This window comes from Luteibacter sp. NPDC031894 (assembly GCF_050273135.1).
Taxonomy (GTDB): domain Bacteria; phylum Pseudomonadota; class Gammaproteobacteria; order Xanthomonadales; family Rhodanobacteraceae; genus Luteibacter.
Window position 1 is genome coordinate 25,362 of the sequence record NZ_JBNNMV010000003.1, and the last position, 23,560, is coordinate 48,921.

Annotated in this window: 30 protein-coding genes and 1 tRNA gene; 21 read left to right on the plus strand and 10 right to left on the minus strand. The window is 65.2% G+C overall.

The genetic code is table 11. The annotated features are described in order from the left end of the window. The first annotated feature begins 26 nt into the window (after positions 1-26). Genes ACQKIE_RS09970 through ACQKIE_RS10060 form a run of 19 tightly spaced genes read left to right on the plus strand, consistent with a single transcriptional unit; the run spans position 27 to position 12,438 of the window. Entirely contained in the window at positions 27-290 is a 264-nt protein-coding gene (locus tag ACQKIE_RS09970; protein ID WP_427458528.1) for a hypothetical protein, read from the plus strand. Between the two features lie 2 nt (positions 291-292). Then, complete coding sequence (locus ACQKIE_RS09975; protein WP_427458530.1) at positions 293-667, plus strand: DUF4054 domain-containing protein; 375 nt, start codon at positions 293-295, stop codon at positions 665-667. Further along, positions 664-1,140 carry a hypothetical protein gene (locus ACQKIE_RS09980; protein WP_427458532.1) on the plus strand — a complete coding sequence of 159 codons (477 nt, stop codon included), beginning with the start codon at positions 664-666 and terminating at the stop codon, positions 1,138-1,140. The genes ACQKIE_RS09975 and ACQKIE_RS09980 overlap by 4 nt, the downstream gene beginning before the upstream one ends. Further along, positions 1,133-1,501: a hypothetical protein gene (locus tag ACQKIE_RS09985; RefSeq protein WP_427458534.1), complete on the plus strand. Its 369-nt coding sequence runs from the start codon at positions 1,133-1,135 to the stop codon at positions 1,499-1,501. Before ACQKIE_RS09980 ends, ACQKIE_RS09985 begins: the two co-directional genes overlap by 8 nt. Next, entirely contained in the window at positions 1,455-1,964 is a 510-nt protein-coding gene (locus ACQKIE_RS09990; RefSeq protein ID WP_427458536.1) for a phage neck terminator protein, read from the plus strand. Before ACQKIE_RS09985 ends, ACQKIE_RS09990 begins: the two co-directional genes overlap by 47 nt. Further along, on the plus strand, positions 1,964-3,460 hold the full coding sequence (locus ACQKIE_RS09995; protein WP_427458538.1) for a DUF3383 domain-containing protein: 1,497 nt from the start codon (positions 1,964-1,966) through the stop codon (positions 3,458-3,460). Before ACQKIE_RS09990 ends, ACQKIE_RS09995 begins: the two co-directional genes overlap by 1 nt. 10 nt (positions 3,461-3,470) lie before the next feature. Beyond that, positions 3,471-3,905, plus strand: a complete 435-nt coding sequence (locus ACQKIE_RS10000; protein WP_427458540.1) for a phage structural protein — start codon at positions 3,471-3,473, stop codon at positions 3,903-3,905. Then, positions 3,905-4,321 (plus strand): phage tail assembly chaperone, encoded by a 417-nt coding sequence (locus ACQKIE_RS10005; protein ID WP_427458542.1) that lies wholly within the window; start codon positions 3,905-3,907, stop codon positions 4,319-4,321. The genes ACQKIE_RS10000 and ACQKIE_RS10005 overlap by 1 nt, the downstream gene beginning before the upstream one ends. 38 nt (positions 4,322-4,359) lie before the next feature. Further along, positions 4,360-4,491 (plus strand): hypothetical protein, encoded by a 132-nt coding sequence (locus ACQKIE_RS10010; protein WP_427458544.1) that lies wholly within the window; start codon positions 4,360-4,362, stop codon positions 4,489-4,491. Then, positions 4,481-6,283, plus strand: a complete 1,803-nt coding sequence (locus ACQKIE_RS10015; protein ID WP_427458546.1) for a hypothetical protein — start codon at positions 4,481-4,483, stop codon at positions 6,281-6,283. The genes ACQKIE_RS10010 and ACQKIE_RS10015 overlap by 11 nt, the downstream gene beginning before the upstream one ends. After that, positions 6,283-7,053, plus strand: coding sequence for a phage baseplate protein (locus ACQKIE_RS10020; protein WP_427458548.1), 771 nt, complete (start codon positions 6,283-6,285; stop codon positions 7,051-7,053). The genes ACQKIE_RS10015 and ACQKIE_RS10020 overlap by 1 nt, the downstream gene beginning before the upstream one ends. Next, complete coding sequence (locus ACQKIE_RS10025) at positions 7,053-7,370, plus strand: phage baseplate plug family protein (protein WP_427458550.1); 318 nt, start codon at positions 7,053-7,055, stop codon at positions 7,368-7,370. Before ACQKIE_RS10020 ends, ACQKIE_RS10025 begins: the two co-directional genes overlap by 1 nt. Further along, positions 7,367-8,200 (plus strand): phage protein, encoded by an 834-nt coding sequence (locus ACQKIE_RS10030; RefSeq protein WP_427458552.1) that lies wholly within the window; start codon positions 7,367-7,369, stop codon positions 8,198-8,200. The genes ACQKIE_RS10025 and ACQKIE_RS10030 overlap by 4 nt, the downstream gene beginning before the upstream one ends. Continuing rightward, positions 8,190-8,834 carry a Gp138 family membrane-puncturing spike protein gene (locus ACQKIE_RS10035; RefSeq protein WP_427458554.1) on the plus strand — a complete coding sequence of 215 codons (645 nt, stop codon included), beginning with the start codon at positions 8,190-8,192 and terminating at the stop codon, positions 8,832-8,834. Before ACQKIE_RS10030 ends, ACQKIE_RS10035 begins: the two co-directional genes overlap by 11 nt. Next, on the plus strand, positions 8,831-9,184 hold the full coding sequence (locus ACQKIE_RS10040) for a hypothetical protein (RefSeq protein WP_427458556.1): 354 nt from the start codon (positions 8,831-8,833) through the stop codon (positions 9,182-9,184). Before ACQKIE_RS10035 ends, ACQKIE_RS10040 begins: the two co-directional genes overlap by 4 nt. A 2-nt stretch (positions 9,185-9,186) precedes the next feature. Next, positions 9,187-10,332, plus strand: a complete 1,146-nt coding sequence (locus tag ACQKIE_RS10045) for a baseplate J/gp47 family protein (RefSeq protein WP_427458558.1) — start codon at positions 9,187-9,189, stop codon at positions 10,330-10,332. Further along, entirely contained in the window at positions 10,329-10,982 is a 654-nt protein-coding gene (locus ACQKIE_RS10050; protein ID WP_427458560.1) for a DUF2612 domain-containing protein, read from the plus strand. Before ACQKIE_RS10045 ends, ACQKIE_RS10050 begins: the two co-directional genes overlap by 4 nt. A gap of 29 nt (positions 10,983-11,011) precedes the next feature. Further along, on the plus strand, positions 11,012-11,998 hold the full coding sequence (locus ACQKIE_RS10055) for a hypothetical protein (protein WP_427458562.1): 987 nt from the start codon (positions 11,012-11,014) through the stop codon (positions 11,996-11,998). After that, positions 11,998-12,438: a tail fiber assembly protein gene (locus tag ACQKIE_RS10060; protein ID WP_427458564.1), complete on the plus strand. Its 441-nt coding sequence runs from the start codon at positions 11,998-12,000 to the stop codon at positions 12,436-12,438. The genes ACQKIE_RS10055 and ACQKIE_RS10060 overlap by 1 nt, the downstream gene beginning before the upstream one ends. Here the strand turns inward: ACQKIE_RS10060 and ACQKIE_RS10065 are convergent. Next, complete coding sequence (locus ACQKIE_RS10065) at positions 12,411-13,538, minus strand: acyltransferase family protein (protein WP_427458566.1); 1,128 nt, start codon at positions 13,536-13,538, stop codon at positions 12,411-12,413. The two genes, ACQKIE_RS10060 and ACQKIE_RS10065, sit on opposite strands and share 28 nt — an antisense overlap. A gap of 270 nt (positions 13,539-13,808) precedes the next feature. Between ACQKIE_RS10065 and ACQKIE_RS10070 the strand changes: the two genes are divergently transcribed. Both ACQKIE_RS10070 and ACQKIE_RS10075 read left to right on the plus strand, forming a co-directional pair. Next, positions 13,809-14,498: an SOS response-associated peptidase gene (locus ACQKIE_RS10070; RefSeq protein ID WP_427458568.1), complete on the plus strand. Its 690-nt coding sequence runs from the start codon at positions 13,809-13,811 to the stop codon at positions 14,496-14,498. A gap of 518 nt (positions 14,499-15,016) precedes the next feature. Continuing rightward, complete coding sequence (locus tag ACQKIE_RS10075) at positions 15,017-15,334, plus strand: hypothetical protein (RefSeq protein ID WP_427458570.1); 318 nt, start codon at positions 15,017-15,019, stop codon at positions 15,332-15,334. Between the two features lie 204 nt (positions 15,335-15,538). Here ACQKIE_RS10075 and ACQKIE_RS10080 read toward each other — a convergent pair whose 3' ends face one another. From ACQKIE_RS10080 to ACQKIE_RS10120, 9 genes are all read right to left on the minus strand, one after another. After that, a complete protein-coding gene (locus ACQKIE_RS10080) occupies positions 15,539-15,733 on the minus strand; it encodes a hypothetical protein (RefSeq protein ID WP_427458572.1) in 195 nt (64 codons plus the stop codon). Between the two features lie 111 nt (positions 15,734-15,844). Continuing rightward, entirely contained in the window at positions 15,845-16,435 is a 591-nt protein-coding gene (locus tag ACQKIE_RS10085; RefSeq protein WP_427458574.1) for a hypothetical protein, read from the minus strand. 73 nt (positions 16,436-16,508) lie between these two features. Further along, positions 16,509-16,706, minus strand: coding sequence for a hypothetical protein (locus ACQKIE_RS10090; RefSeq protein WP_427458576.1), 198 nt, complete (start codon positions 16,704-16,706; stop codon positions 16,509-16,511). Between the two features lie 358 nt (positions 16,707-17,064). Next, positions 17,065-17,140, minus strand: a tRNA-Lys gene (locus tag ACQKIE_RS10095). A gap of 64 nt (positions 17,141-17,204) precedes the next feature. After that, positions 17,205-18,149: a DedA family protein/thiosulfate sulfurtransferase GlpE gene (locus ACQKIE_RS10100; RefSeq protein WP_427458578.1), complete on the minus strand. Its 945-nt coding sequence runs from the start codon at positions 18,147-18,149 to the stop codon at positions 17,205-17,207. 82 nt (positions 18,150-18,231) lie between these two features. Then, positions 18,232-19,248: a sensor histidine kinase gene (locus ACQKIE_RS10105; protein WP_427459341.1), complete on the minus strand. Its 1,017-nt coding sequence runs from the start codon at positions 19,246-19,248 to the stop codon at positions 18,232-18,234. Positions 19,249-19,720: 472 nt separating this feature from the next. Continuing rightward, positions 19,721-20,752 carry a phosphate/phosphite/phosphonate ABC transporter substrate-binding protein gene (gene phnD, locus ACQKIE_RS10110; protein WP_427458581.1) on the minus strand — a complete coding sequence of 344 codons (1,032 nt, stop codon included), beginning with the start codon at positions 20,750-20,752 and terminating at the stop codon, positions 19,721-19,723. Positions 20,753-20,845: 93 nt separating this feature from the next. Further along, positions 20,846-21,532, minus strand: a complete 687-nt coding sequence (locus ACQKIE_RS10115) for a LuxR C-terminal-related transcriptional regulator (RefSeq protein WP_427458583.1) — start codon at positions 21,530-21,532, stop codon at positions 20,846-20,848. Between the two features lie 88 nt (positions 21,533-21,620). Then, positions 21,621-23,537 carry an ATP-binding protein gene (locus ACQKIE_RS10120; RefSeq protein ID WP_427458585.1) on the minus strand — a complete coding sequence of 639 codons (1,917 nt, stop codon included), beginning with the start codon at positions 23,535-23,537 and terminating at the stop codon, positions 21,621-21,623. Between the last annotated feature and the right edge of the window lie 23 nt (positions 23,538-23,560).

The window sequence follows — 23,560 nt, forward strand, 5'->3', positions numbered from 1 at the left end:
GCCTTCGTCGTTTCAGGAGCATCGAAATGGCGAATGTGACACTGCAAAACAACCGCGTCGGCGACCTGATCGTCGGCGACATCACTGTCCCGCGCGATGGCGGCACTGCCGAGATCGACAGCGAGGCGCTGAAGGAAGCCAAGAAGAACAAAGCCGTCGAGGCCTGGTTCAAGAATGGCTGGCTCACCACCGTGAAGGCGGACCGCGCGACGGCCTCCAACGCCGGCAGTGGTTCGGGCAACAGCGGTGGTTCGAGCGGTGGCTCGGGCGGCAGCGATTCGGGCACCTGACCATGACGACGCTGACCGTGGAGGCATTCCGGGTCCGATACCCCGAGTTCACCGCTGCGGTCGCGTCCGATGCGCAGGTACAGGTCGCGATCGACGACGCGGTGCCTTGGCTATCGGAGGTGCGGTGGGGCCGGTTCTACACGCAAGGCCTCGCCGCGCTCGCCGCGCACTTCCTAAAGGGATCGCTCGCATCGGGCAGGGGCCAGTCTGGCGCCGCTGGTGCGATCACCTCGAAGAAGGCGGGCGACATCTCCCTGACCTACGCGGCGCCCGCGGGCGGGACGTCTGACGACGTCTGGCTCGCGTCCAGCCTGTATGGCCAGCGCTTCCTCGCACTGCGCCGCCTCGCGGGCATGGGCGCGGTGGTCGCGCCATGAAACCGGTGACGGTGGTCAAGGACATCGACCCGAAGAAGTACGAGGCACTGATAAGGCGCTTGGGCGAGCTGGCGGGCCACGCAGTGATGGTCGGCATTCCGGAAGGGAAGAACGGGCGCACGGACGAGGATGAGATCGGTTCTGCCGGCATCCTCGCCGTGCACGAGTTCGGCGCGCCCGAGCAAGGCATCCCTGAGCGATCGGTGGTGCGTCGTGCGATACGGGACAACCTGGGCAAGTACCGCAAACTCAACGAACAGAACCTGCGCAAGGTGGTTCGCGGAGACATGAGCGTTGCCCAGGCCCTCGGCGTCCTCGGTGCGGTTGCCGCCGGCGACGTCCAGCTGACGATCCGCACGGCAGACCTCGCGCCGTTGAAGCCGGAGACGATCCGACGGAAGGGTTCGAGCAAGCCGCTGATCGACACCGGCCAAATGATCCAGTCCGTGACGTTCGAGGTTCGCGATGATTGACGTAAGCGAGATCTTCGCCGACCCCGAGTTCGCACAGACCGTGCCGGTGCAGCGAGGGCAGGGCGAGTACCAGCCCGACGGCACGTGGACGCAGGGCTACCTGCCCGGAATCGCGACCGCCATCGTGCACCCGGTGAAGCCCGACGACCTGCAACTGCTGCCCGAGGGAGAGCGGTATTTGCCCTGCAAGAAGGTGATGAGCCTCGATCCCATCGGGATCGGCGACCTCATCGAGTACCAGGGCCATACGTGGCGCCTGTCGCAGCTCTCGGACTGGTCGGAATATGGCTACTACAACGGCATCGCGGTTCGACATGACGGAACTGCGCAACCTGGTGCGCCTGCTTTTGTCGTTACCTGACGGAACGGTACGGCCGGCGAATCAGCCGGCACCCACCGGGCGCGAACCTTTCGTCACTGTCCAACGCCTACGCACGGACCCGCTCGGTGCCGAGACGCTGACCTTCGACGGAGAGGAAGAGCGGGAGACGATCCATAGCTCCTACCTGTCCACCGTCAGCATCAACGCCTTCGGCACGGAGGCCTACGAGCTGATGCTGAAGCTGCGGTCCGTGCTGGCCTCCTCTGCCGGCATCGACGGCATGAAAGCCATCGGTGGCGGGATCGTCACCACCGGCCAGGTCATCGACCTCACCGGCATTGTCGGCGCCGGCTACGAAGAGCGCGCCCGCGTCGAATTGCAGATTTCCCACACGCACACCGTGGTCACCGACCAGCTTCGCATCGCCGAGGCGAGGGTCGATGCCCACACCGATACCGGGCTCAGCCGCTCGGTGGACATCATCCCCACGGAGAGCACGTAATGTCGCTGCCCCTTTCCCAGATCGTCAACGTGCAGTTGAACGTCCCGCCGGTTTCCGCGGCTCGGCGCGACTTCGGCCTGCTCGCCCTGTTCAGCCCCGAGGCGGGCACGCCGTTCGCCGGCGCCGCGGGTCGTTACGTCTTCGCCGCCAGCCAGGCCGAGGTGGAAGGCCTGTTCGGCACCAACTCGCAGACCGCGCAGGCCTCGCGCCGGTTCTGGGCGCAGACGCCCAAGCCCAAGCAGCTGATGATCGCGCGCTGGAACAAGGTCGAAACCAACTTCCCCGCGACCGCTTCGGCCCTGCGTGGTGGCGTCGTCACCGACCTGCTGGCCGACTTCAAGGACATCGAGGACGGCCGCTTCCGCATCACGGTCGGTGCCGCCACGGTCAACGCCGTCGGTCTCGATTTCTCCGGCGCTGCCGACATGCCCGCGGTCGCCGCGCTGATCTCGGCCAAGGTGGCTGGGACCACCATCACGTGGGACGCGGTGGGCAAGCGCTTCGTGGTGACCGCGACCGCCACCGGCACGGCCAGCAACATCGGCTTCGTGACCGACCAGGGCGGCGCCGGTACATACATCGGCAGCATGGTCATGCTGCAGGATGGCCAGGCTCAGGCGACGGCCGGTAGCAATGCCGTAACCGTGCCGGCGGAGACGCTGCCGGAGGCCTTCGCCGCGTTGCAGGATGTGTATCCGGGCTGGTACGCCGCAGCGATCGCCGATCCCGGCTTGACCGACGACGAGATCGAGGCCGCCTCCGACTGGATTCAGGCGGCGCCGGGGAAGGTCATCGGACTGACCACCACGAACCCGGACCACATCGAGGATGTGCCGGAGAACGTCTTCCGGCAGCTGTTCGACAAGCGCAACGACCGCACCGCCGCGATCTACGACAAGACGGACTCCTACGGGATCCTGTCCTGGCTCGCCCGGGCGCTGTCGGTGAACTTCGCCGCCAACAGCTCGACGATCACGATGAAGTTCAAGCAGCTGCCCGGGGTGGCGGCCGACGAACTTACGCTGACCGAGGCGAACAAGTGCCGCGCGCTGGGCATCAACTTCTACGCCTACTTCGACGAATCGCCGATGGTGGCCGAGGGCACGGTCATCGGCGGCCGCTTCTTCGACGAAATCCACATCCTCGACTGGTTCGTCGATGCCTGCCAGAAGGAAGTCTTCTCCGCGCTGTATGGCAGCACGACGAAGGTGCCCCTGACGGACGCCGGCACGCACAAGCTGATTGCTCGCGTCCAGAAGGTCGGTCGTGAAGGCGTCAACAACGGCGCGTTCGCCGCCGGCATCTGGAACGGCGACGGCTTCGGCACGCTGGAGACGGGCGATCGCCTGGATGACGGCTTCTACGTGTGGGCCGACACGGTCGACAACCTTTCCACCTCGGATCGCGAGGCCCGCAAGGCGCCTCCCATCCAGGTCGCCCTGAAACTGGCCAGCGCCATCCACTCGGTGGACGTGCTGGTGAACTTCGACCGCTAAGGAGCACCGCATGTCTCGTTTCGACCCCAAGCAGGTATCGGTGCTGATCGATGGCGTGCTGATCGACGACTGGGCCGACGGCTCGGACGTCATCGACGCCAAGAACGCCACGGACGCCGGCGCGTACACCATCGGCGCCAACGGCTCCGGCGTCTTCGTCGCCAACCCGGACCAGTCCGGCACCGTGGCGCTGAAGATCAAGCAGCACTCGGCCAACAACAAGTACCTGGCCGGCCGTCTCGCGCAGCAGCGCCAGTCGCTGAAGGCGTTCACGCCCATGACGCTCGAGATCCGTGACCTCCTCAACGAGGACGTGGTGACCGGCGTCAACGGCTATTTCACCGTGGTGCCGAGCTACACCCGCGGCAACGGCCACAACGCGGAGGTGTGGACCATCGCCTTCGAGAAGTTGGACATCAAGCTGGAACGGGGGCTCGGTAACTGATGGAACGCGAACTGAAGTTCAGCATTGACGGTGTCCAGTACGTCATGACGCCGTCGAACGCCATGGCCTCGTGGAATACCCTGAAGCGCGCCGCGTCGCTGTTCAAAGGCGTGGACATCGAGGAGGTGAAGAAGGGCGCCGGTCAGGAGGGGAAAACCTCCGTCGCGATCGGCACGCTCCTGTCGAACCTCGGTGAGCCCGCCGTGGCGGACGTCGAGGCAATCGTCTACGGCGCCACCGTCGCCAACGTCGGCGGCAAGATGTACCGCCTCTCCGATGAGCTGGATAGCCACTTCAACCAGTACCGCGGCCACCTGTTCCGGGTGCTGGTGGAGGGGGTGAAGTACCAGTACGGCGATTTTTTCGCTGGCGGCATGGCGGCGTTCAAGGGTCTGGTCCCGGGGACGTCCTCCTAGCCGATCACTACACCGACTGGTTCGTCTGGGCGCCGGTGATGCGGCGCCACTGCACGCCGCACGAGCTGCGCACCGTCTACAGCCTTTCCGACCTCTGCGACTTCCATACGGCCATGGCCGAGTGGGACGAAATGCAGCGCCTAGCGAGCGAGAAGCCCCATGATCATTGACGAGTTTCTCGTTCGTCTCGGCACCCTGGTCGACGACTCGGGCATCGCCAAGTTCGCAGGTGGCCTGGCGGGTCTGGGCGGCGTCGCCGCAGCCGCCAGCGTCGCGGTCGGCGCGGCCCTTTCGAAGATCAACGACTTCGTTGGCGAGGCCCTCGGCGCGCTCGACGAGATGAACGATCTCGCCGACCGCACCGGCCAGAGCCTCGAGTTCGTGCAGGAGTTCGGCTATGCCGCGCAGCTGAACGGCTCCTCGGTGGAGAAGGCCTCGGCGTCGATCGAGGGCCTGTCCCAGGTGATCGGTGAGGCGGCCAACGGCCTTGGCCGCGGTGCGAAGACCTTCGAGAAGCTGGGCCTCTCGGCGAAGAACGCGGACGGCTCGGTAAAGAATGTCCGCCAGGTGATCGGCGAGGTGCAGGACAAGATCAAGGGTCTCTCCGCCCAGCAGCAGCTCTCGATCCTGTCCAAGCTCGGCATCGACCAGTCGATGATCCAGACGTTGCGGCTCGGCCGCGACGAGCTGGCGAAGTTCTACCAGGAAGCGCACGACCTCGGCGTCATCACGGCAGACGGCGCCGACGCCGCCGGCGAGTACAACGACGCGATGGACCGCCTGCGCATGGTCCAGAACGCCGTGCGCACGAATATCGCCGTGGGCTTGGCGCCGACCTTCATCCAGCTCATCGGCACGCTGAAGTCGTTCCTGATCGCCAACAAGGACGTGATCCGGGACGGCGTCGGCAAGCTGGTGTCGATCCTCGTCTCCGCGGGCGGCGCGCTCTGGAACTTCTTCCGCGCCATCGACAGGGTGATCTCGAAGACCATCGGCTGGAAGGCGGCGCTGATCGCGCTGGGTTCCACGCTCGCGCTGATCTTCGCGACCAATCCCTTCGTGCTGCTCGCCGCGGCTCTCGTAGGGATCGTGGCCCTGGTCGATGACTTCATGACCTACCTCGACGGCGGGGAATCGCAGTTCGGGCCTTTCTGGCAGAAGCTGATCGACTACGCCAGGGAGGCGCAGACGTTCATCCAGGGCAACGTGGACACGTTCAAGGCGCTCGGCGTCGTGCTCGCCGGGCTTGCGCTCGGCAAGGTGGTCGCCGGATACCAGTCGATCATTCTCGTGGTGGCGAAGCTGATCGGGCTCTTCACCGGGCCACTGATTTCGGCCATTCGGCTTGCGGCGGCCGTATTCCGCGCTGCGTTCATGTCGAACCCCATCGGCCTGATCATCACGCTGGTGGCGCTCCTCGCCTACGTCATCTACGAGAACTTCGACAAGATCAAGGGATGGATCGGGGCCGCGTGGGACTGGATCGCAGCGAGGACGCAAGAAGCCTTCGCGGCGATGCTCGAAGTGTTCGCGCCCACCATCGACTACTTCAAGACGCTGTTCGGCGTCGTGGGGGACGTCCTCACCGGCAACTTTTCGGCAGCGTTCGACAAGATCGAGGCGTTCTGGCAGCGCACGGTTGGCCGGATCATGGCCGGGGTGGAGAAGGTGAAGGGCTTCTTCCGGTCCATCGGCAAGACCCTCGGCGTCGTTAACGAGGACGTCGCCGGTGTGACGCAGTCGGTGAACGATAAGGTCGTGGCGGCATCCAGCACTGCCGCGCAGGCGGCGGCCAATGGTGCGGCGCCGGCAGGAGGCAACACCTCGGTCACCGTGCAGCAGGACGTGAAGATGGATATCCGCACGGATGATCCAACGCTTGCCGGGAATACTGCGGCGAACAACCTCAAACGTGAGTCCCGGTTGGCCTCTCGCAACGCCCGCGGCGCGGTGAATCTCTGATGGCAACGACGACCCTCAGCAACCGACGGATCGGCACCATCACCCTGGACGTGGTGACGGAGGAAACGCACCAGTCCGACCTGGCGGTCACGGAGAACCCCGTCGAGTCGGGCGCGCTCGTCGCCGACCACGCCACCCTCGACCCGCAGCAGATCACGGTGTCGGGCCTCGTGGTGGACTACGAGCCGCCGAGCATCCCCGAGATCGCTGCGGACGACTCACTGCTCGGCCAGGCGGAGGCACTGGTGGACCGGGCCGATCTTCCCGGCCCAGTGGCGGCGTTCACCCCGCAAACGCTAGTACGGGCGCAACGGCAACTGAGTTCGTACGTCGATCAGGTGCAGATCCTTCAGTACAAGGCGCAGAGCGCGGCCCGCGCCATCGCTGACTGGCTACCCGGCAGCGACACCGGTGCAGCCGATACGTCGGGTAGCGAGGACCGCGTGGCCCGCGTGTACGCCCAGCTGAAGGCCCTGCAGAAGAGCGGCGGCACGATCGACGTGCAGACCGGGCTCCAGCTCTACAGCAACATGCTGATCATCTCGGTGGCGGCGCGCCAGACGGTCGACGGTTCGGCCGAGCTGGTGGTCACGCTGCGGGAGCTTTTCATCGTCCAGACCAAGACGGTGAAGGGAGTCTCGCTGCCGGCGGCGAAGAAGGGCCGTACTGCGGCGCAGGGCGAAGGCAAGTCCCAGAAGGGGAAGACCTCTCCGGATGACGCGGGAGACAAGCGGCAATCGCTGCTGAAGAAGCTGGGAGGGCTGTTCTGATGTGGCTTATCCCGACCGACCTCACCGCTCTACAGGAACAGACCTTCGATATCGGTGACGACACGCTGCGGCTCACGCTGCGGTGGAACTCGGTCGGCCAGCACTGGGCGATCGATGTGTACAACGTCAGGGATGACGCGTGGGTGGTGCAGGGCGTGGCCCTGTGCGTCGGCGTCCCGATCCTGTGGCGGTCGCCGGTGCCGTATTTCTTCTGGCTCACCGACGAAAGCGGCGTTGGCCTGGACCCGATGGTCCAGACGGATCTCAGCACGCGCTGCCTGCTGTACGTGGGCCTGAAGGACGAGGTGCCCGTATGAAGCAGTTCGGCAGGCAGTTCCGGCTGGAGATTGGTTCGAAGACCGATGGCATCGTGATCGACAACCTCCGCGTGTCGTGGAACATCAAGAAGACCAGCGACCCGAAGCCGAACCCGGGGACGATCCGGGTGTGGAACCTTTCGCGACCGCATCTCAACCTGCTGGTCAGCAAACAGTACGACCGCGCGAGGCTGTTCGCCGGATACAGCGAGCTTCGACAGATATTCGTGGGCGACATCATTCGGGCGTCGGCGGTCAGGGACAACCTCGATTTCATCGCCGAACTGGAATGCGGCGATGGCGACGCCGCCTACAAGAACTCGCACGTTTCGTTGTCGCTCGCGGCGGGCGCGACGGATCAACAGGTTTTCGGCGAGCTCGCGAAGACGATGCCGGGTGTTGGTACTGGCCCTGCGGGCTTCACGACGAAGCGTGCATTGCCGCGGGGCAAGATCCTGTCGGGGAACACGCGCGACCACCTGACGGCACTCGCGGCCAACCATGCTGCGGACTGGTCCATTCAGGATGGTCACCTGGTGATGCTACCGGCTAAGCAGGTACTTCCCGACGAGGCGGTCGTGCTGTCGGAAAGCACCGGCATGATCGGCTCGCCCGAATCGACAGATGACGGGCTCGAGGTGACGTCGCTCATCAACCCTGACCTCCGCATCGGCGGCTTGGTCAAGGTGGAATCCATCGTCGACGCCTACAACGGCGTGTTCAAGGTCACGACCATCGAATACAGCGGCGACCTCAAGGGTAGCGAGTGGTACAGCAAGGTGACCTGCGTCGGCGGGGCTTTCCAGAAGGTGAAGCACGATGGCGAATAACGAATGGGAAAACGCGGATCTCGGCGCGGCGGCGGCGGCGTTCGCGGACGAGTCATCGAAGCGGCTGCGTGTCGCGCTGCCGGGCGTCATCGTGAAGTTCGATCCGGACGCACAGACCGCCACGGTGCAGCCGCTCATTGACCAGGTGATGGCCGACGGCACGACGCAGCCCCTTCCCGTGCTTCAGGACGTTCCGGTGACCTTCCCGCGCGGCGGTGGGTTCGTGCTGACCTTCCCGATCAGCGAGGGCGACGAATGCCAGCTGGTGTTCAACGACCGGTGCATCGACGGGTGGTGGGCATCTGGAAACCCTTCCGCGCCGCTGGACTACCGCATCCACGACCTATCCGACGCGACGGCACAAGTGGGCATCGCCTCGCAGAAGAACGTCGTCCCCAACTTCGAGCTGGGCGCGGTTGCGCTGCGGAAGCTGGACGGATCGGCCTACGTGAAGATCGACGCCGCCGGCGTCGTCCGGATCGGCGGCACGAAGCTCGTCGTCGACTGCCCCATCGAGTACGCCGGCGGCATCACCGGCGAGGGCGACATCGTGGCCGATGGGGTCAGCCTTGAGCACCACCTCACGACCGGCGTGCAGGCCGGATCGTCGCTTTCCGGGGAGCCGCAGCAATGAGGGTCCGGCGCATTGACGGGAACGGCGACTGGACCTTCGGTGCTGGGCGAGCCAGCTACGCGGACCGTTCGGAGTCAGTGGCGCAGCGGGTGAAGACGCGGCTCCTGTCGCTCCAGGGTGACTGGTTCCTCGATCTGCCGCACGGGCTTCCATGGTTCGATCTGATCAAGCGGCCAGCGGACTACGCGCGCGTCGAACGCGCGGTGAAGGAGCAGATCCTGCGCACCGACGGCGTCGCCCGCATCACCTCTTTTTCGATGGCGAACGATCCGGCCACCCGGAAGCTGTCCATCGCCACAACGATCATCGACATCTACGGCGTCGAAACGTCCGTAAGTACCGGAGCCTGACCATGGGACAAGTAACGGCGGCCGGCTATGTCGCCGACCGGCTGGACGCGATCGTGTCCAAGCTGGAGACGGGGTTCGGGGGCATCTACGGCAACGACATCAATCTCGACCCGGACAGCCCCGACGGGCAGATGGTCGGCCTCATCGGCCAGATGCGAGCCGACCTCGAGGAACTCGGTGAGCAGATATATCGCTCGCTCGATCCCGACTACGCCGGCGGCACCTGGCTGGAGCAGCGCGCGGCGTACGCGGGGCTGGTGCGCAGGTTGGCCAGCTACAGCTACCTGCGCGACGTGATCCTCAGCGGCAGGCCGGGCGCGATCATTCCCGCGGGCTCGATTGTCACCGATGGCAACGGCATCCGCTGGCGCTCCGTCACGGCTTCGGTCCTGAACGGCGACGGCTCTGCCCGGGCCGACTTTCGCAGCGAAGACCTCGGCGCGTTCATCGTCCCCGACGACACGGTGCTGGCGATCCAGACCGTGGTGCTGGGTTGGCAGACGGCCACGACGCTGACGGCCGCGGAGGTGGGCACGGAGGAGGAGACGGATCCGGAACTGCGTGCGCGCTTCTTCAGGAGCCGATCCCGGCCGGCAACGGCCAGTGCCGAGGCCATCGAGGCAAGAATCGCGGAGCTGGCGGACGTTCGCCAAGTCGTCTGCCTTGAGAACTACACCGACGTGGTCGACGCTGACGGTGTTCCCGCCCACGGTGTCAACGTCGTGGTGGATGGCGGTGACGACATGACCATCGCTGTCGTGATCCGACAGAACAAGACCGCGGGCACCGCAATGCGCGGCGAGGTCGTCGTGAACGTGCCTGTGGGGCAGGGAACGCGGCCGATTCGATTCGACCGCCCGGCGATCGTCGCCAGCGCGGCGAAGGTGACCGTGAAGCGTTCGGCGAACTTCACCGCCATCGACGTCGACGGCATCAAGGCGGCGCTCGCCGCGCTGCAGTTCGACATCGGCGAGGACGTGCTCTTGAGTCGCCTCTACACGCCGATCAACACCGTGCCCGGGTTCTGGGTGCAGGAGTTGCTGATCGGTCCTGTGGGTGGCCCCCTCGGCACCGACAACATTGAAGTCGACGCGCGGAGCCTTGCTCGGTTCGGCGTCGATGACGTCGAGGTGGTGATCCTCCCATGAGCTATCGCGACCTCCTGATCTGGCAGTACCAGGGAAGGCCACGCGCGAAGGCGACGGCCGATCTTCTGGCGTCCTCGTTCGGCGACGCCTGGACGGGCCTCGCGGCGCTCCGCGGCGTGCTGGACATCGACACGGCCGTGGGCGTCAACCTCGACCTGGTTGGGAAGCACGTCGGACAAGCGCGGATCCTGCCCGAAATCACGCCGCGGGGACTCTTCGGTTTCGAAGGCGCAGAGGGCGCCAAGGGCTTCAGCTTGAGCGGCGACGGCGGCGGTAAGTGGTATCGCCTTGGCGACCCCATCGCGGACTCGGTTGTGCTGAGCGATGACGACTATCGCTTCCTCATCCGGTGCCGTGTCACCCGGAATTACATGACCGGGACGATGCCGGACATCGAGGCCGCGCTGGCTTTCATCTTCGGCGACAAGGCCAACGCGTACGACCAGTACGACATGTCCCTCACGGTAGTGGTTCGCGACGAGGGGCTGACCGACTTCAAACGCTACGCCATCACCAAGCTGGACATTCTGCCGCGACCGGTAGGCGTCCGCATCCGATTCATTCTCGTCGCCGACGCCGCGCCCTTCGGGTTCTACGGCGTGCCGGGTGCGCAGGGATTCAATAGCGGCAAATTTGCGAGGTTCCTATGACGACTTACAACCGCCCCGACGAGCTGGTCATGGCGGAAAGCGCCCTCGCGGGCGAAGTCCAGGCATTTCCGGACATCCTTCGTGGCTGGGGCATCGCCTTCGATCAGACGGGAGGCATCCCGCCGATGGAGTGGTTCAACGCGCTCGCGAACCGCACCGATCAGGCCATCCGGTATTTCATGCAGCGGGGCCTTCCGGAGTGGTCGGCAACCGAGGATTACCCGCAGGGTGCTTACGTGCAGTACGCCGGTAACGCGTATCTCTCGAAGCGGGCCAACACCAACAAGCAGCCCGGCGCTGCGGGGAGCACGAACGACTGGGGTCGGTGGTCGGTCACGCGCGATGAGTTTGACGCAGGAACGGTGGGTCGACTGCTCGGTCCTCCGAAGATCATCACGTCGTCCGGTCCGTTCAACGAATCGCCGGGGACCAAGGCAATATTGGTGGCACTCGTGGGTGGTGGCGGTGGAAGTCCTGGAGTCGCCGCAACGGGAAGCGGGCAGTGGGGCGGCAGCGGAGGCGGTGGTGGCGGCGCATTTGCCATTGGTTACTACACGGCAGGCTTCAGTGGTGCCATGGTGACTATTGGGACTGGTGGCTCCGCTGGCACCGGCGGGGCCGGCGCAGGCAAGGGCGGAACGACGTCGTTTGGATCGCTTCTGTCCGTCGAAGGCGGCTTGCCCGGATCGTCGTCCGTGCTGTCGACGAGCGTGACCGCCGCGTTGATGACCGGAGGTTTGGGTGGATCGTCGATCACCGGTAGCGGAATCGTCTACAAGGCGACCGGGGCGTCGGGTGGCCGTTGCTTCCTGTTGCCCAACTCTCAGTTGGGCGGTGACGGCGGCGGCAGCGGTAATGGAGGCGAGGGCGGTCCGGGACTGGGAAACAGTTCGACTACTTCGAACGCTGGTGTCTCGCCTGGCTCCGGAGCCGGTGGTCTCACCTCCCAGGTTCAAGCGGCGAAGGCAGGCGGCGCTGGCGCGCCGGGTCAAGCAATGGTCTGGGAGCTAAGCTGATGGATTACGCAGTCATTGAAAACGGATATGTGGTTAACACTATCGCGTGGGACGGTGAGGCTCCCTGGGCCCCGCCGGAGGGGTCGCAGCTGGCGGAGATCACCGAAGGAACCGCGTGCTCGATCGGCTACAGCGCGACGCAGGATGAAGGCGGCGCGTGGACTTTCACGCCGCCTCCTGTCCCTCCTCCGTCGCCAGAGGAAGTCCTGGCGACGAATACGGCGATGCGAAATAGCTATCTGGATGCAGCGGCTCGTGCAATAGCACCGCTACAAGATGCGGTCGACCTCGGCATCGCGTCGGCACAAGAGCAAACGTTGCTCACGGCATGGAAGCAGTTCCGGGTTGCGGTGAACCGGATCGACTTGACTGCTGCTTCGCCGGAATGGCCGTCATCGCCGGCGCCCTTGAGTTACGCCGTGGGTTCGGTCACGGCCTGACGCGGGGCTGCCTCTATCGCTTGCGTTGGCATGGCCGGAGCGGCGACGACTTCACTGGTGGTCCTCGGCGCGCGGGCCTTCAGCCGCAAGAAGGGTCGCTCGACAAATCTCCACGAGACTGCGCCTGCGACCAGCGCGAGTGGAATTGCCAATGCAGCGAGACCGTGGGGCCCGAGATTGGGGAACGCGTCGCTCAGCATTTGCTGGATCGGGAACGCGTAGAGGTAGGTGCCGTAGGAGTAATCCTCGACCCACCTCGGCAGTCTCACCGGACGCGAATAGGCCGCGACAAGCACGCCGTAGGCCGTCGCGATCGCAACGAGGTAGTAGAACGGCGCCATGCCATGACTCTGCCATGCGATGAGGGCCAGCAGAGCGACGCCGCCCCACGACAGCGGAATCGAATTGCGGTTGTGGTACATCAACGCACCGAGCCCGAACATGCCAGACAGGATGAGAAACCATCCGCCGGCGACGAACATGGGTAGAGCGCCGAGCCAAGCGGCGACAACGAGAGCCGCGATGACTAACGTTGCGACCAGCGTGCGGCGGAAGGCGATCAGCCCGACGAACCCGGCGAGAAGGTACAAGCGCACCTCCACTGGGATAGTCCATAAGCTCCCGTTGACCGCTTTTGGTAGGCTCGTGTTTCGGAACGTGACGCCTGTTAGGTCAGGCGCGCCGTAGCTGGCCAGAGCCGTGCGTCGTATCCACTGCCATGTATGGTGGTCCCTCAGGTACTCACCGAGCGGCATCGTGGAATACAGTGCGCCGATCACTGCACCGCAGATCAATGCGCAGACCATTAAACCCGGGAAGATGCGAAGGGCCCGGTTGCGTAGGAACGCCCATACGGAGCTGGCGCGGTCGAAGCTTCCTGAAACGAGGAACCCGCTGATCGTAAAAAAGATGAACAAGCCCAAGCGGGATGTATGAAACATCGGGTCGAGCGAGGCCAGAAAGTCCGGCGCCTGGTCGTGCCCCGAAAGGGAAAAGGAGTGCCCGTACACGACGAGGAGGGCCCCCAGCAGGCGCAGCAACAGGAAGTTGTTGTCTTCGTCGCTCCGCCGCGTCTCGGCCAGCATTCCCAGCGTCTTCATCGTGTCCTTCCTAGGGGTTCCGACCCCCGATAATACCGGATGAAGCCCAGCTGGACCGCGTGGCGCAGTCCTCGCGCCATCGCGCTATCCTGCGCCCATGTGCTACTCCGCCCAGATCCTCGCCGACCTCCCTCAGTACCAGTGATCGCCAGAAGGTTATCTCGCATGGAAAAGGGGCCAACGGGCCTCGGTGCTGGTGGCTCATCGATACAAGAGCGCGCCAGGGTGTAATCACTTCTGTTGGACATCGCCACGCGGTAGGCTTCCGCCATGTGCGGCCGCTATGCCACCTTCGGACCCGTCTCCCTCTCCCGCCAGGCGCGCGAAACCCTGGAGCAGATGGAGCTGGACATCATCAGCGAGATCAACCAGCGCGAGCCGCAGTACGACATCGCGCCGACCCAGAAGGCGCCGGTGGTCGTGCACGCGGAGGGCCGCTACCACGTCCGCGCCTACCGCTGGGGGCTCGTGCCGCACTGGGCGAAGGACATGAAGTTCGGCGCGAAGACCATCAACGCCCGCGCCGACACGGTGACCACCAAGCCCTCGTTCCGCGAGGCGTTCAAGAAGCGTCGCTGCCTGGTGCCGGCGAGCGGCTACTTCGAGTGGAAGGGCGAGTCGCCGAACAAGCAGCCGTACTTCATTCACGACCCCGCCGGCGACCTGCTCATGTTCGCCGGGCTCTGGGAGGGCTGGCGCGAGTCGCCCGACGCCGAGTGGGTGCACACCTACACCGTGATCACCGGCGAGCCTGGGAAGGTCTCCGGCGACATCCACGATCGGCAACCGGTCATCCTGCCGCCCGACCTTTGGGAGGTGTGGGCCGAAGGCGCGCCGGCGGACGCCCAGGCCGTGCTTACCACCGCGCCAGAGGCAGACCTCGTCTACCACCCGGTGCCGAAGGCAGTCGGCTCCCCGCGCAACAAGGGGCCGGAATTGGTCGAGCCAGCTGAGGCGTAGAGCCGTCAGTTCGCGCTTTGCGGGCTCATGACATTGGTTTCACGTGCGACATAGTGAGGTTTGCATCGCGTCGCTAAATCCGATGTTCGGGAGGGTAAAGCATGTACCGCAGATGGGCCTACGAGCTGGGGGCGCAGAACCTTCGCGAGTCCCTCCTTCTGCTTGAACAGCTTAAGCACTCCAACCTCCGGGTGCGAGAGCAGGTCGCGAAGATGCGCTCGGAGTTGCAGGCAAGCTGGGACGTCGCATTACGGGTGCGCATTCCCGGACCGGTTATCGGCCGCAATGACGCACCAACTCTACCGCTGGTCGAACCAGACCACGTCTATGGCGCTGGCAACGCGCAGGAGCGCTTCCCCACAGGCCGAGTTCGGTAGGCCACCCACCGGACCAAGGCGAGCCATCGCCCGTTTCGCTGCTATGACCCTAGCGCTGGCAGGCGCTTGCGATGCAAAGTTCCGGCAAGACCGTCGCACCGTCCACATTTCTGAGACTCGGCCCGCGTATCGTCCGCGGCCATGCACAGCATCGCCGACATCGACTGGAGGAAGCCCACGGTGGCGGGCGCCGCCTGGTTCGCCCAGGTGAAGGGTGTCGACGTCGGCTACGTGACGAAGACGGTGTTTCATGATGGCCGCTGGCGAGCGGCCGTGATGCCGTGGGTGGACCGGGAGCTGTCCTGCTACGCCGCCAGCGAGGATCAGGCCCGGTACTTTGTCGAGCGCTACCTAAGCCACCACATGCCGGACGTGCAGGCCCTGGCCGCAGCACGGAAGGCGTGGCGGGATTCGGATCCGCTTCCGCGTAAGCCTAAGGGGCTGGACGATCGCTCGTAGCGTCGCGCTCCTCGGCCCACCGCCGAATTGTCGCCTCGTACCGATCAGCGGCGCAGCCCTGGCACGGGCCCAATACCCATCGCCCGCCGAGCGTCCTCTGCATAGGGTTGTACCAGCCGTGCTTCTCACACCGCCTGCGGACGTTCTCGCGCTCACTCGCTTGCTGGCGCCGGCGTTGCGCGTTGCGGCGGGAGTAACCGCCCATCATCGTGGCGCCATCCGGCAGTGAGGGCACCCGTTCGCGGTGACGATGCCGCGACGGAGGACGTTGAGCGGGTACTCGACACCGTGACGGCGGCAGCGGCCGCGCAGGGCCAGCGAGGCGCGCTGGAACGCGACGGGCTCGATCGATTGCTCCGCACGATCGCGGATCCACTTGCGACGGTTCATGGTGGCCATGTGGCGATTTTCTCGCCACCCGTTCTCACCGTTCGCGACCAAAACAGGATGTCTTAGGTGACGAACTGATAAGGCCCACTGACTACTGGGCCTTTATGCCGTGTTCTTTGTTTAGAACTTACCAAAGAAGTCCATATAGGAATCGCTGCAGTAAAGTTCGATCAGGTGAGGCGGTACACCACGCTTCGCGCCACAGCCTTCGAAGTCCAAGACGCCATCTTTAGCTGTACCGATGAAGTGCAGGCGATCTGTGTATGGGAATAGGAATTCCATAGCAGCGGCCTCGGCAAGCCGCTCGGAAACGGTAGATTTCCTTGGCTGCGAATCATCCACCGGGAAGGTGGCCAGAACCTCTTCTAGATGCGCATAAATGCTCATCGTTCGAGCTTCGACCTCGTCAATGACGACGTGAAACAGCTCTTTGCAGTAAGCGAAGCGACGAGCGTCATCGCTCAAACCCTGAAGGATGTAGATCTCGTAACTTCCATCCCTGATGGCAAGCGCCATCGCCGCAATCGTCTTAGCCTTCCACTCGACGTCTTCGACCTTAACGACCTTCTGAAGGTACGTCTCGATGATCCAACGAAGTTGGTCTATCGATTTCCGAACCGCATCCCCATTGAGCACGTTCTGACGATAGTGGTCCCTCACCTCCACCACTTGTTCGAGGCAACGGCGTACGTCCTGAACTGATACAAGCATCCCTATCCCCTGATATGAAAAAGGATGCCGGTTTTACCCGGCATCCTTAGTAATACGTATATCGCCTACCGAATTAAGCAGCGGCGTGGTGATCGTTCAGGCCAGCGAACGGACGCGTCCGGCCCTCGACAACAGCTTGGAGCGCATCCGCAGCGTCCGTAGCGATCGTGGACAGCGCGACATTGGTGTTCGTGAAGAAGAATTTAACATCCACAACGCCGCGCTCACGAAGCGCGGCCTCGAGGGCCTGCAGTCGAGCTTTAGCGTTCATAGCATTCTCCGTCATACCTTCCTACCTATCCCCTGTAGAGCGACATTTCGCACCGCGGGCGCCGCCTGTACCCTTAGAACTCAACATTCTAAACTAATTTTACGGGTGACGGTCAACGGGGTCTTGACATCGTTCACAGAATAAGAATGCGCCTCACGACTTCATTCCGGTACATATCTGATGGCATAGACCCTCACAATCAAGTGAAGTTCGCACGTTCAGTATGGCACCTCTGCTTGACCGTTATAGAACTATTTATCGGCGCCGATTCGGCAACCTTTAGGTTCAATTTTTACGGTCAGTTTTACGGTTGGGTCCAGTAATCGACTGCGCATAACGCTTAAGTCATTGATTTCACTGGTGGGTCGTGCCGGATTCGAACCGGCGACCTACGGATTAAAAGTCCGCTGCTCTACCAACTGAGCTAACGACCCACACGCGAGAACCGGCAAGTTTACGAGGCGGGGCCGTGCGGCACAACCCGATGGGTATTCCGGTTCAGGTCGTCACGACGATGGCTTCGACGTCACCGCCCGCGTCACGCCAGGCACCCAGGCCGCCGGTGAGGGGACGGACGTTGGCGAAGCCGAGTTTGCTGAGGCGTTCGGCGACCTTGGCGGCGGAGACCTCGTTTGGGCACGAGCAGTAGATCACCAGGGCGCTGTGTCGGGGCAGGGTCGCGAGTTCCCGGTCGACGGTCGCGAGGTCGAACAGCCGCGAGCCGGGGATGACGTAGGGATCGTCACGGCGGCTGATCGCCGAACGAACGTCCACGATGAGCGCGCCCGGCTCGTTGGCCAGCAGCATCGACAACTCGTCCACCGAGATGCGGCTCTTGCGCAGGCGCATGAGCAGCAGCGTGCGTCGCAGGTAGCGGAACGCGATCCAGGCCAGCAGCCCGATCGCCGCCACCGCCGCCATGCCGATGCCGAACTGGCGCAGCAGTGCCAGCACGGCGTCGATCTGGCGGTAGAACAACATGCCGGCGGAGAGGCCGACGACGATCCACAGGGCCGCGCCAAGCAGGTCGTATAGGGTGAATCGCGAGAAGCGGGTATCGCCGGCCCCCGCGATCGGGATGGCCACGAGCGACAGGCCCGGAATGAACCGGGAGACGAGCAGCAGCTTCACGCCACGCTTCTCGAAGAACCCGCTGGCGCGACGCACGCAAGTGTCCGGCGAAAGCGAGACGCGGCAGAGACCGTCGAGCACGCGGTAGCCGAACCGGCGGCCGGTGAGGAACCACGCGGCATCGCCGAGGAACGCGCCCGCAAGCGCGGCGAGGAAGGTGCCGATGATCAGAACCGGGTCGCGTGCCGCGACGAGGGTGCTCCCAACCACGATGAGGGTTGGCATTGCCGGCACGGGCAGGCCGATCGCGCCGGCGAACACGCCGGCGAACGCCACGATGGGCGCCGTGTCCGACCAATTGATGCTCGCCACGCCCGTGTTCCTCGAAGGGAGTTCCTGTGCTCCCGACAACGATACGCCGGTCGCTGGACCCGCGACAGGGGGCGGCAGGTCCCTACCACGCGGAATGCCAGTGCAGCGCCGGGGCCGGGCGTACCGTCGGCCCCGCCGCCGCGCCATCGAGCTCCGCCCAGAACAGGCTCCCTCGCCCAGGACTCGAGCGGACGCCGATCCGACCGCCGAGCGTATCCGCGATACGGCGCGCCACGGCCAGCGCAAGCCCGTACCCCGGATGCCCGGGGAGGCGGGTGAATTCCTCGAAGACCCGGGCCTGCATGCCCGGCTCCATGCCCATGCCGTTGTCGCGAACCTCGAGGCGGATAGCGCCGCCGCGGCGGCGGATGGCGACCAGTACGCGTCCATGCGGCGTGCTGAGCACGGCGCTCGACACGAGCCGGACCAGCAGCTCCCCGAACAGCACCGGGTCGACGTGCAGCGGCGTTCGCCCACCGCGCCAGCGCACATCCACGCCGAGTCGCGCGGCGTCCGCCTCGATCGCCGTGCGACCGCGCACGAAGAGTTCGGAAGCGATGACGTCCACGGCCGCGGGTTCCACCGCGCCCGCATCGAAACGGGCCATCTCGAGCAAGCCGTCGAGCAGTTCGTTGAGCCGCGTGAGGCTGGTGCGCATCTGACCGAGCACGGCGCGTTGCCGCAGGTCTTCGCCCGGTTGCATGCCCGCGACGAACAGCGCAAGCGCTTGCATCGGCTGACGGAAATGATCGCCGACCTGTTCGACGAAGCGGGTATGCCGGGCGATGTCCTGCAATCGCTGGCGCAGGGCTTCCGCCATCGCGGCATCGTGGCGTGCACGCAGTTCCACGAGTTCGTCGAGCAACGCGTCGATGGCGTGCAACTCGTCGTCTTCGCCTGGGATATAGGCGCCGCGCGGATGCAGGATCTTGTCGATGCGGGCACGCACGCGCTCGACGGGAGCCATGACGTCACGCTCGAGGTTGCGCCGGGCGATGGCGAACAACCACGACACGCCGGCGCAGAGCAGCAGGGTCATGATCAGGCCCGCGACGTGGCGGTCGTGCAGCGCGGACGCATCCGATACCGTCTCGAGCATGCCGTCGTCGGTGCTCGTCCACGTGCGCAAGGTTTCTCCACGCTCGATCCGGCGCCCGCTGTCCACGACGAGGTCACCCGCGCCCTGGCGATGGAGGATGGCTTGCTGCGTCGGCGAACTTCGCGCAAGGGCGCGAACGAGGGCATCGCGGAGGGCGTCGTCGCTCGAGGACCCCGCCATCGTCGCGGCGATGGTCGCGGCCTGGATGCGCGCCACGGCATTCGTTTCGGCGTTCGTGGCCCGCAGGTGCAGCACGCCGAGCGTGGCGGCCAGCGCCAGGGCAACCACCGTCGTTGGCAGCAATCCCTTGAGGACCAGCTGCCTGCGCAGGGATGCGGGCCTTCCTGGCGATCGCGACGAGACGGTCATGGTGGCCTTGGGACGCGGATTGTCCATGACAAATCTATGAAACGCGGATGCGCCGCGCGATAGACAAGGGGAGCTAATCCGGCGGCCTATGCCGTTCGGTCTACTACTTTCCGCGAAGGTGGGCGACGAGGCCGTCATGGTCGTGGCGGATCTTGCGGAACCTGGCTTCGCGCGCACCGTCGCTCACCCATTGCGCGCTGGTCGCGCGGCGTTGCTCCAGCGCGTATTCGATATCGGCGAAGGGGACGAGGTCGGCATTTCCGGCCGGCGCGAAGCCGCTGATATCGTGGATCAGCTTGAGGTTGGCCGCTTCGCGCGCACCATCCTTGCCCTTGCCGTAGCCCGTGATGAAAGCAGCCACCTGCGCGCGCAGGGAAGACGGCAGGTCGTTGCGTATGACGATCACCGCGTGCGGGATCAGCGACGACTTCCACAGGATGCGCAGGCGCGCGAACTGCTCGGGGAAGTGCTGCTTGAAGCGCTCCATGTCGGCCGTGTTGTTGGTCGCCACGTCCGCCTCGCCGTTGGCCACGGCCAGTGCGTTGTTCTGGTGGTTGTCGACGTGCACGTTGGCGAAGAAGGTGTCGGAATCGACGCCGCGCGCGGCGAACAGCTGGGTTTCCGGCACCAGGTAGCCGGAGACGGAAAGCGCCTCCCCTCGCGCGAAGCGCCACTTGCCGGGATGGGCGAAGAGCTGGTCGAGCGTGCGCAGGCGGGAATCCGACGCCACCACCAGCACCGCGTAATAGCCGCGCGACCCGTCCCCGCGCGTCAGCTGGCCGATGACCTGCATGTTCTCCCGCGTGACGGCGTCCAGCGCGAGACGGCCCGACAGGAAGGCGATGTCGACGCGCTGCTCGCTGATCGCCTGGGCGATGCCTTCATACGTCGTCACCGAGACCGCGCGAATGGGTCGGTCCAGGGTCTTGTGCAGGTCGTCGAGCATCGGTCGCCATGCTTCCAGCGATTCCGCCGGTCCGCCGATGGGCAGGATCCCGAAGGTCAGTGGGGCCTGGGGATCGACCTCGCCCGGCGACGCGGCGCCGGCGGGCAGGGTGGCAAGCGCGCAGACCAGCCACGCGGCCAGCCAGCCGCGCACCCGCCGTTTCGCCGCGTCGTTCATGCCTGCCAGCATCGCGCCTGCCCCGCGTTGTCTGTCCGCGCCCCCCGCGCGGCCCACACCCCATTCCCCCAGCTTACGCCAGGCGGATGTCGAATGGATGACCCGTCAATCGCCGAGGTGCTGGGCGGCGACCAGGGCCTCGAGCCTGTTGCGTACATGCAGCGCGCGGAAGATCGCGGCCAGGTGGATCTTCACCGTGCCCTCGCTGATCTGCAGTTCGCGCGCGATGAGCTTGTTCGGACGTCCCTTCGCCAGGAGTTTCAGGACGTCGATCTGGCGATCGGTCAGGACCGTGGCCAGGCGTTCCTTGGTGGTCAGTCCGTCGTTCGCGTGCGAGAACGAAAACGTCGGCGTCACCGTCGCGGCGGCGGACTTCATCGCTTCCGGCGGCACATAGATGCCTCCGCCCACGACGAGGCGAACCGCGTTCAGGATCACGTCGGGTGGCGAGGATTTCGGGATATAACCTTGCACGCCCAGGCCGAGGACGTGACGGATCGCCGAGGGGTCTTCCGTGCCGGAAAGCACGATCACCGGCCGGCCACGCGAGCCGGTATCGTCGTCGGGATCGCGCATGGCCGCCACGGCGGCCTTGATGTGCTCGACACCTTCCGCGCCGGGCATCGCCATGTCGATAAGGGCTACGTCAGGCTGCGGGGATTCTTCCAGCCGCTGGTGAAGCTCTTTCACCGTCTCGGCTTCCACGAACTGAACGTCGTCGCCCAACTCGCGAAGCTTCAGCTTCACGCCCTCGATGATAAGTCGGTGATCGTCCGCGATCAGAACACGCATGCCTTTCCTCCGCCCGCCAGGCTTGCGAGCCACCCCGTTGAGCGGACCATAGCCCTACGGGCGCCGGTCGGCAAGCAGGCCATCCGGCTCAGACGGCTGCACGATGGACAGTCCATGCGGAAACCATTACCTCGTGCAGGCGCTCCGGCGACACCGGTTTGAAGAGCACCTGCGTGGCCGTCTGGTCGATGTGCTTCAGGAATTCGCCACGCGTCTCGCCCGTGATCAGCACGCGCGCGAATGGCGGCGGATCGCCGGGGCGACGGCGGTAATAGCGGTCGAGCAGGGCGATCACGTCCATGCCGGTGCCTTCGCGCAGGCGGAGGTCCGAGATGACGATGTCCGGCGGCTGCATCCACTGGTGGACCGCCTCCATGGCCTGCTGGGCATCCTCCGCAGTCATTACCTCGCAGCCCCAGCTGCCCAGCAGGTAGCTGATGCCTGCGAGGATCGTCGGCTCGTCGTCGATGACAAGGACGCGCATGCCGACGATGTCGCGGGGGATGCCAGGATCGGGGGTCGGCACAGGGATGGCTTCCATCATGCCTGGCTGGACCTCGGGCAGCACGATGGAGAACAAGGTGCCCTTGCCTGGGCGCGACCGGACCGAGGCGCGCGTGCCAAGCAGGCCCGCAAGCTTCTGCACCGTCGACAGGCCGAGTCCGAGCCCGCGCCGTGTACCCTCCGGCCGGCCGGTATCGGGGCCGCCTTCGACGCGATAGAACTCGTCGAAGATGTGCTGCAGGTGTTCCTGGGCGATGCCGAGGCCGGTGTCCCAGACATCGACGCGGACCGAGCCGTCCAGTTGGCGTCGCGCTCCCACCAGCACGCCCCCGGTGCGCGTATAGCGCAGCGCGTTGCTCACCAGGTTGTTCAGAATGCGGGCGAGCATGATGCGGTCCGAGCGCACCCACAGGCGCGTGGTGCGCACCACGAGTCGGAGGTCGTGCTGCTCGGCCACCATGCGGAAGTTCACGCTCACCTCCTCGAACACGGCATCGAGCGGCACGTCCCGGATCACCGCCGGCATGGCGCCGGTTTCGAGACGGGACAGGTCGAGCAGTTCGCCGAAGAGGTGGTCCAGCGATTCGACGCATTCCTGGATGTGCGCGATACGGTTCAGCCGCACCGGATCGTATTCGTCGACCGCGAGGCCGGAAGAGAACAGCGTGAGCGCGTAAAGAGGCTGGCGCAGGTCGTGCGACGCGGCGGCGAGGAAGCGCGCCTTGGCGACGCTGGCGGCCTCCAGCGCGGCGTTCTTGCGAGCGAGTTCATCGGTCGCTGTGGCGATCTCGCGCTCCATGCCGATCTGGGCATGCAGCAGCTTCGATGCCGCGCCGTTGAAACCGCGCTGCAGGTCGCCGATCTCCGTGTCGTCGGTCACCGGAACCACCACCGTGCGATCGCCCAGGCCAAGCTGGCGCACGGCGATCGCCAGATTGCGCAACGGCGCGCTGAGCCAGCGCGCGGTGGACCAGCCGATCATCACGGCGAGCAGCAGGCTGAGGGCCAGCCAGACCAGCGCGTTGTGCACACTGGCGCGCTGCGCGGCCACCGCGTCTTCCACACTCACGTCGACGGTGACGGAGCCCACCACGCGGTGCGTCAGCGGGTCGAGGATTTCGCGCGCCACGGTGAGTCCGTCGTCGTCGTCATCGACGATGATGGAACCGTTCACCCGGTCGGCGACGATCTCGCCGTCGCGATCGCTGATGCGAACGCGCGAGACCTGCGGTAACTGGACGATGGACTGCGCGATCCGACCCAGCTCGCGCCGCTCGCCGGTGCGCAGGGCGTCGCCGGACACGCTGGCGGCCTGCTGGGCGATGGCGTCCGCAGTGGACCGCCCCATCTCGTGCAGGGTATCCATCTGATGACGCGTCAGCAGGGTGACGAGCAGGACGGCGCTGATCGCGGTCGGCACCAGGGCGACACAGGTCAGGCGCTGCACGAGCGAGGTGCGTCGCCAGACCTTTTCCAGCCATGGTGTCGATACGTCACGCATTTTGCTTCCCCTTGCGCTGTCCC